The 6,388-nt window shown below is 59.6% G+C and carries 9 protein-coding genes; 6 read left to right on the top strand and 3 right to left on the bottom strand.

Translation table 11 applies throughout. The features are described 5' to 3' along the window. Together I8N66_RS34535 and I8N66_RS34530 are read left to right on the top strand one after the other, a co-directional pair. Positions 1-118: DUF6494 family protein (locus I8N66_RS34535; RefSeq protein ID WP_291164199.1), on the top strand; the 118-nt coding region annotated here is incomplete at its 5' end. 258 nt (positions 119-376) lie between these two features. Continuing rightward, the gene (locus I8N66_RS34530; RefSeq protein ID WP_291164196.1) at positions 377-1,147 is read left to right on the top strand and encodes a glucose 1-dehydrogenase; all 771 of its coding nucleotides are present in this window, start codon (positions 377-379) and stop codon (positions 1,145-1,147) included. A gap of 55 nt (positions 1,148-1,202) precedes the next feature. On the opposite strand, the gene I8N66_RS34525 is transcribed toward I8N66_RS34530, so the two are convergent. The 3 genes from I8N66_RS34525 to I8N66_RS34515 are packed head-to-tail and all read right to left on the bottom strand — an operon-like array spanning position 1,203 to position 3,626. After that, positions 1,203-2,009 carry a sulfite exporter TauE/SafE family protein gene (locus I8N66_RS34525; protein ID WP_291164189.1) on the bottom strand — a complete coding sequence of 269 codons (807 nt, stop codon included), beginning with the start codon at positions 2,007-2,009 and terminating at the stop codon, positions 1,203-1,205. A 56-nt stretch (positions 2,010-2,065) separates the two neighbouring features. Then, positions 2,066-3,265 carry an arsenite efflux MFS transporter ArsK gene (gene arsK / locus I8N66_RS34520; RefSeq protein WP_291164186.1) on the bottom strand — a complete coding sequence of 400 codons (1,200 nt, stop codon included), beginning with the start codon at positions 3,263-3,265 and terminating at the stop codon, positions 2,066-2,068. A gap of 19 nt (positions 3,266-3,284) precedes the next feature. Next, positions 3,285-3,626, bottom strand: coding sequence for a metalloregulator ArsR/SmtB family transcription factor (locus I8N66_RS34515; RefSeq protein ID WP_291164183.1), 342 nt, complete (start codon positions 3,624-3,626; stop codon positions 3,285-3,287). Between the two features lie 43 nt (positions 3,627-3,669). On the opposite strand from I8N66_RS34515, the gene I8N66_RS34510 reads away from it, so the two are divergent. The 4 genes from I8N66_RS34510 (at position 3,670) to I8N66_RS34495 (ending at position 6,372) form a co-directional block, all read left to right on the top strand. Beyond that, on the top strand, positions 3,670-4,191 hold the full coding sequence (locus tag I8N66_RS34510) for a DUF6428 family protein (RefSeq protein ID WP_291164180.1): 522 nt from the start codon (positions 3,670-3,672) through the stop codon (positions 4,189-4,191). A gap of 272 nt (positions 4,192-4,463) precedes the next feature. After that, positions 4,464-5,189: a DUF2726 domain-containing protein gene (locus tag I8N66_RS34505; RefSeq protein WP_291164177.1), complete on the top strand. Its 726-nt coding sequence runs from the start codon at positions 4,464-4,466 to the stop codon at positions 5,187-5,189. A 93-nt stretch (positions 5,190-5,282) separates the two neighbouring features. Further along, entirely contained in the window at positions 5,283-6,167 is an 885-nt protein-coding gene (locus I8N66_RS34500) for a hypothetical protein (RefSeq protein ID WP_291164174.1), read from the top strand. Next, positions 6,157-6,372, top strand: a complete 216-nt coding sequence (locus tag I8N66_RS34495) for a hypothetical protein (RefSeq protein WP_291164171.1) — start codon at positions 6,157-6,159, stop codon at positions 6,370-6,372. Before I8N66_RS34500 ends, I8N66_RS34495 begins: the two co-directional genes overlap by 11 nt. Positions 6,373-6,388: the final 16 nt, after the last annotated feature.

Below are 6,388 nucleotides of genomic sequence, written 5' to 3'. Positions count from 1 at the left end.
CGAAGAGGCGGTGCGCGAGGGGCAGTTCGGCGGCGAGAAGCTGAAGGTGCGCATGACGCTGACGGCGGAGGGCACCGGTCTCAACCACGTGGTGACCGGTGAGATCGAACTTCCATAGGTCTGGCGAAGCATAGATCGAAACGCCCAGGCCGATACTCATCAATGAGACGAAGATCGGTCAGGCATCGCGCCCGCACTTTGCCGGAAGCTTCAATCTCCCACCGAGCCAAGCCTACAGCCCGCGTACCACTGCCCCAAGGTCGTTCTCGACGTGCGTGACGTTGGTCGGACGGGACTTCGCGTGCGCGACATGAGCAGAACAACTGGCATCCGCACGTCGACGCTGCAATAATTGAGCTTCATCGAGGAGGCAATGATGCGAAAGAGTGCGCCGGATTTTAGCCTTGAGGGCAAGGTGACTTTGGTGACGGGCGCGAGCCGTGGCATTGGACGTGCCTGCGCACTTGCCTGTGCTGCAGCAGGCTCAGATATTGTCTTGGGGGTCCGCGATGTCGCAGCATCAGCGGGCCTGATCGCCGAACTTGAGGGCGCGGGACGAAAGGTTCTCCCCGTTGAACTCGACATTCCCAACAAGGCCCATATCGCGCAAGCCGTCGACGCGGCGGTTTCTGCATTCGGTCGGATCGACGTCCTTGTCAACAACGTCGGCGTGGCCCCGGGCAATCTCGCGGAACTCGTTGAGGAGAAGGACCTTGACGAGATACTCGATGTCAACATCAAGGGCACCTTCCTGATGACACAGGCAGTGGGCCGTCACATGATCGCGCGAAATGGTGGCCGGATCATCAGTATTAGCTCACAGGCCGGTACGGTCGCACTGCGCGGAGAGGTAATCTATTGCATGAGCAAGGCGGCAATTAATCACCTCACGCGCTGCCTTGCAGCCGAATGGGCACGCTATAATGTCACAGTAAACACCGTGTCGCCGACGTTCATCCACACGGATGGTACAGCACCGTTTCTATCCGATGCCGAAAATCGCAAAGCGACGGTCGATCACATTCCACTCGGCCGGATCGGGGAAACCGATGATGTGGTGGGTGCCGTAGTCTTCCTTGCATCGCCGGCTGCGAGCCTGATCACCGGCGCGAACCTGCTGGTGGACGGCGGATGGTCCGTCGGCTGAGGCCACGGGACCGAACTCGAAAAGCGCGTCAAATTGATCTAGAGAAGAAATGCTATCAGCCGTGCCGCCAGACCTTCACGGCTGACAGCAACAAGATCACGGCGAGTGCGGGAAGGAGGATCGAATTCGGGACAATGCCGAGGAGTAGGCCGCCGACAAACGTGCCCACCACCGATCCCGAGGCCATGATGAGGACGAACACCCTGTTGCGACCCAGAACCGAAAAGCTCTGGTCGCGGCTGTAGCGAGTAAAGCCCACGAGCATTGTGGGAAGGCTCACCGCCAGTGAGAGGCTACCGGCGAGCTTGATGTCCGCGCCGAAGAGCAGAACCAACGTCGGAATGAGCAACTCGCCCCCGGCAACGCCCAGCAGCGACGCAACGATGCCGATCACGAAGCCGGCGGATACTCCGGCGACAATCTGCCAGTTTCCGATCAGAAGCGGTTGACCCGCCGAGGTGCCGTGGCCAAGCACCAGCACGACGGCGATCGCGACAAGAAGAACGGATATCACCCTGAAGAGGGTCTCAGATTTCAACCGTGTCGCCCATCCTGCGCCGAACCAGGCACCGATCAGGCTTCCTGCTAGAAGGTTCAGTACGATCGGCCAATTCGATGCGATCTGGCTGAAAGGGATCGTGCCGGCTCGAAACGGCAGGGCGGAGGATACGACGACAAGGCTCATTGCCTTGTTCAGGATCACCGCCTCGAGGGCCGCAAAATTGAATGCGCCGATGAGCAGCGGCAGACGGAATTCCGCCCCTCCAAGCCCTATCAACCCGCCGAGTGCGCCGATGATGGCTCCGCCGCCGAAAGCGGCCGGATGACTTCGTGACGTCGTTGATTTGATCGTAGTGTTCACGGAGGCTTGGCTTTCATGGCGGTGATCCGCGGACCCTTATGTACGCTCTTCCATCATCAGGCAACGCGGTCGCGACGCACCGATGAGGCGACAGCGATGAACGCCAGGATTCCGAGCGTACCCAGCGTGGCGATCACGAAAAGCGAGATGGTTGTCCCGAAGTGGTTCATAGCGGCCGCGAACGCAAACGGGGCGGCCGCGCCAGTCGCCAACCTTGCCGCAGCCATCTTGCCCGTGATCGCGCCGTAGCCAGCGGACCCGAAGAGATAGAGCGGGAGGCTCCCCTGAGCGATGCTGTTGATCCCTGACCCAAGACCAAGACAGATGGCGAAAGCCACCGCACCGGGCAACCAATCACCTGACACCCCGAGTATTACCGCACCGACGACCATCAGCGCCGCAGAGACAATCGCCAGCGCGGGGGGCGACAGGCTCTTTCCGAAGACCATGTTGATCAGACGGCTCATGACCTGTGCCGGACCGAACAAGGAGCCGATCACGACCGCCGCACCGCCCAGTCCGATCGCACCGAGCATCGGCACCATGTGGGCGAGGATCGCGGCCAGGGTGAAGCCCGAAAGAGAGAAGCCAAAGGAGACCAGCAGCATGCCACGGCGACGCGCCTGGGGTTCGAGAGCGCCGACAACGACCTCGCGGGTTCTTGTCTCGTCCGTCTTTGAACCGATCCTTCCGGCACGCATAATCCAGTAGTGCAATGGCATGCAGACGATAAGGTTGAGGGCGGCGAACACCAGATAGATTTCGCGCCAGGACAGGTATCCGGTCAGCGTCGCGGCGATCGGCCAGAAGATGGTGGAGGCAAAGCCGCCGATGAGTGTCAGGTAGGTGATGCTGCGTGATGCCGTTCGAGGTTCGCTTTCGACCAGCGTCGCGAAGGCTGCCTGGTACTGGACCATCCCGGAGGACACCTCCAGCAGAACGATCGCAAGGGCGAAGAGCGATACGGACGGCGACCATGCACACAGCGCCAGCGTGAACGCCGCAAGAACCGACCCCAGCGTCATCACGGTCGCTGCGCCAATCTTGTCCATGTGCCTGCCGATGAACGGGGCGGACAGGCCGCCTATGAACAGGGAGACCGAGAAGACGGCGAAGACCCGCTCCAGGCTGATGCCGAGGTCCTTGGCCATTCCGGGGGCGAGGATGCTGAAGGAGTAGTATAGGGTGCCGTAGCCGATAATTTGCGTAACACCGAGAGCGGAGACGATGCCCGCGGGAACCTTGGTCGTATGCAATGACGTATTCCTTGACGGCCTATGCTTCGCTTGAACAGCAACTGGCGGATCGCTCGATGGACCCGCGGATGCGGGGGTGTCCCGCGCAGCAGTCTTCCATCAGGAACGTCACCAGATCGGCCAGCGTGTCGTAACTCGCGCTGTAGACGATCGAGCGCGACTCCCGGCGCTGGGCGATGAGGCCGGAGCGCTCGAGTTCCTTGAGATGAAACGAGACGTTTGATGGAGAAACGCCCATGCGTTCGGCAATCGCGCCGGCGGCCAGACCTTCAGGTCCGGCAACCACCAAGGTCCTTACGATGGAGAGCCGGGTCTCCTGCGAAAGCGCGGCGAAGGAAGAGAGGGCTTGACGATCATCCATATTTTAATAATCCTTGAATTATTGAAATCGAGGATAACCGCAAATGAGCACGATCGACAATAGCCAATCCGACAAAACCGATATCTCGCTTGGGGAGTTGCTCGGCAGAGCCGCAGAGACACCGGACCTGCCCTTGGTCTTCCTGTATGACGGAAAGCCCGTGAAGCCCGGCTATCACGTGACAGAGGTCAAGGCTGGCCAGTTCTCCGCGCTTGATTGCGGAGCAAATCCGGAAGCCTGGTCGGAGATTTTCGTGCAGCTGTGGGACATCGAGGAGGGCGAGCGGACCCATATGACAGCCGGGAAGTTCTCAGCCATCGTCCGCAAGGTTTCCGAACACGTTCGTCTCGACGGCTCTGCCAAGTTGACCTTCGAAGTCAGCGATGGCGTCCGGCCGATGCAGTTGTTCTGCGCGAACGCTCCTATCAGGGAAGACGGCGCTCTCCATGTCGCGTTGACGCCGCGTCCCGCGAGTTGCAAGCCTCGGGACCGTTGGCTGGCAGAGCGAACGTCCACCGAGAACCCATGCTGCGGCTCTTCGGCGGACAGGAAGTGTTGCGCTTAGTCAAGCCATGTACGCTTGGGGGATCAATTCGGGACCTTGGCGTCAAGAAGTTCGGTGTCCGCTTGTCGTGTTGGATGTCCTAGCGGCGGACAGTCCGATTCCGGCCCCTAAGCCGCTTTCAAACCCTCGCCTTGAAGGGAATCGAACCTTCCGCCCAGGCTTTCGCATGCGATAACTCCTGGCTCAGCGCCCGCGGAACCTAATTCTTTCGGGTGACTTTTCGCGCGTCCTCCGCGCGTTCTACTATCTTGGCGGGAAATCTGGAGAGGGGCATGCACTATCGCCAAAGGTCGGTGCTGTTCGCAGCGCCTTGGCTAATCATCGGAGCGGCCGCAGTAGTCGCTTCGGGCGGTATAACCGTTGCAGACTTCGAAAAGCCTACACTGCTGATCGCCGCGCTGTTTATCGGCCTCCTGATCGGCATGGCCATTGAGCAGTTCCTAGCCACGATGAGAAGGCAGGCGTGGCGGGAGAAAAACAGATCACGCTGGGAAGAAAAGCTCAGCAATGAGGGCATCATACCGGGGCCCTGGCTTCAGAAGCCAACTGCGGAATCATTGAGACCCGTCGACGCCACGGATCAACTGCGTATCGTGATGCGCTCGCATTTCACCATTCAACCGCTGCTCAACAAGAGCGAAGCCCGAGTGTTTCGGGAACTCGACAGCATCGTGATCGCTTGCAATCCTTATTGGCAGGTAATGGCGCAGGTTTCGCTGGGTGAGATCCTCCGAAGCACCGACGCAGACGCCTACCGTTGCGTCAACTCCAAGCGTGTCGATCTGCTGCTCGTAGACAGCAATTGCCAACCGCGGCATGTCATCGAATACCAGGGCGGAGCGCACCACCAAGGTGCCGCGGCCGCGCGCGACGCAGTAAAGAAAGAGGCGCTGCGACGCGCCGGGATCGGCTATTACGAGGTCGTGGCTGGCCAAACGACACCATCGGAACTCAGGCGCTTGGTCGAGAAGCTGGTGGACAAGCCGAGTGTCACCTAACGCGCCCTCATCACGAATGCCCGCACGGTCGAGCTCCCTCCATTGGAGGAAAACATTGCCTTGGCTTGATGGAAGAATCGAGACGTACCCGAGATGATTTCCAATTTCGAGGCAGTTCGCGAAAATCTATTTCCGGCCAGCCACGGAGCGATCGAGGACTGGAATGCGTTCCCCTGGCATCGTGACCGAACCAACAGAATCCAGGCGCACAAGGCACATTCCTCGCAAGCCATCGCAATCGACGTGTTCGGCACACTCAAGATGAGCACCGATCGCGACCGCATCCTCGACGCCATAGCCGAGCGTGTGGGAGTGGTGCCGGGCGGTCCATGGGCGATAACACTCGAGTGGACGGATAGCGATCGGATGCTGGGAGAACCGAGGCCTACGCAAGTCGACGTGCTTGCCGTAGGCTCGATGGCCGCGCTCGTTATCGAGTGCAAGTTCACCGAACCCGGAGGACAATGTAGCCAAACGGCTGTGTCGCGCTCGAGCGAACGACAATGCAACGGAAGCTACGCTGACCAAATCAACCCGCGTAACGGCGTCCGCGCGAACTGTGCTCTTACAGCGAAGGGCATTCGGTACTGGGAATACATCCCTGAGGTCTTCGCGCTCGATCCGGGCGTTGATCATACGCCCTGCCCATTTAAGGGAGACGCCTATCAGTGGATGCGCAACGCAGTGCTGGCGGCAGCGATAGGCAAGCACCGCAACCTTCAAGCGGCAGCTCTCGCAGCCTTTGCCGACCACCCCAGTTTCCCGACAGCGCAGAAGGTAAAGCGAGGCTTGGTGGATCCCTGTCTCGCTGGCCAAGCGGCGATCACGCCGATCTCCTATCAGGAGATCATTGCGATCGCTTGTCACGTCGGCCTGGACCAAGGACTTTGGAACGGCCTCTCTGCATGGGTCGACCATAAGATCGCTAGGGCGGTGTCGCGAAGATCGGACTTCCAAGAGGTTTCAAATGGATGCTGATATCTGGGATCGAGCCTTCTATGACGACGGCGAGTGGGTTTCCTGGTCCGACGTGGAAGAACAGCTCCGATATCACGAGTGGCGAGCGAAATATCCCAATGCGACAATATCGCTGATCCCGTATTTTCAGGATCTCTTGTCACTGGCAGAAAGCTACCACATTGAGACAGGTCGTCATCTCAATGTTTACGGAGACATTGGGTAACTCTTCGGCGCCATCA

The sequence above is a fragment of the Ensifer sp. SSB1 genome (genome assembly GCF_016652895.1).
In the GTDB taxonomy this organism is placed as follows: Bacteria; Pseudomonadota; Alphaproteobacteria; order Rhizobiales; family Rhizobiaceae; genus Ensifer.
The sequence above is the reverse complement of the archived record's forward strand: the minus strand, read 5'-3'. Positions and strand labels throughout refer to the sequence as shown.

Excerpts from the sequence above, each read along its gene's own strand:
- I8N66_RS34505 (WP_291164177.1), top strand. The coding sequence starts at position 4,464 with ATGCACTATCGCCAAAGGTCGGTGCTGTTCGCAGCGCCTTGGCTAATC.
- I8N66_RS34510 (WP_291164180.1), top strand. The coding sequence starts at position 3,670 with ATGAGCACGATCGACAATAGCCAATCCGACAAAACCGATATCTCGCTT.
- I8N66_RS34515 (WP_291164183.1), bottom strand. The coding sequence starts at position 3,626 with ATGGATGATCGTCAAGCCCTCTCTTCCTTCGCCGCGCTTTCGCAGGAG.
- I8N66_RS34530 (WP_291164196.1), top strand. The coding sequence starts at position 377 with ATGCGAAAGAGTGCGCCGGATTTTAGCCTTGAGGGCAAGGTGACTTTG.
- I8N66_RS34500 (WP_291164174.1), top strand. The coding sequence starts at position 5,283 with ATGATTTCCAATTTCGAGGCAGTTCGCGAAAATCTATTTCCGGCCAGC.
- I8N66_RS34495 (WP_291164171.1), top strand. The coding sequence starts at position 6,157 with ATGGATGCTGATATCTGGGATCGAGCCTTCTATGACGACGGCGAGTGG.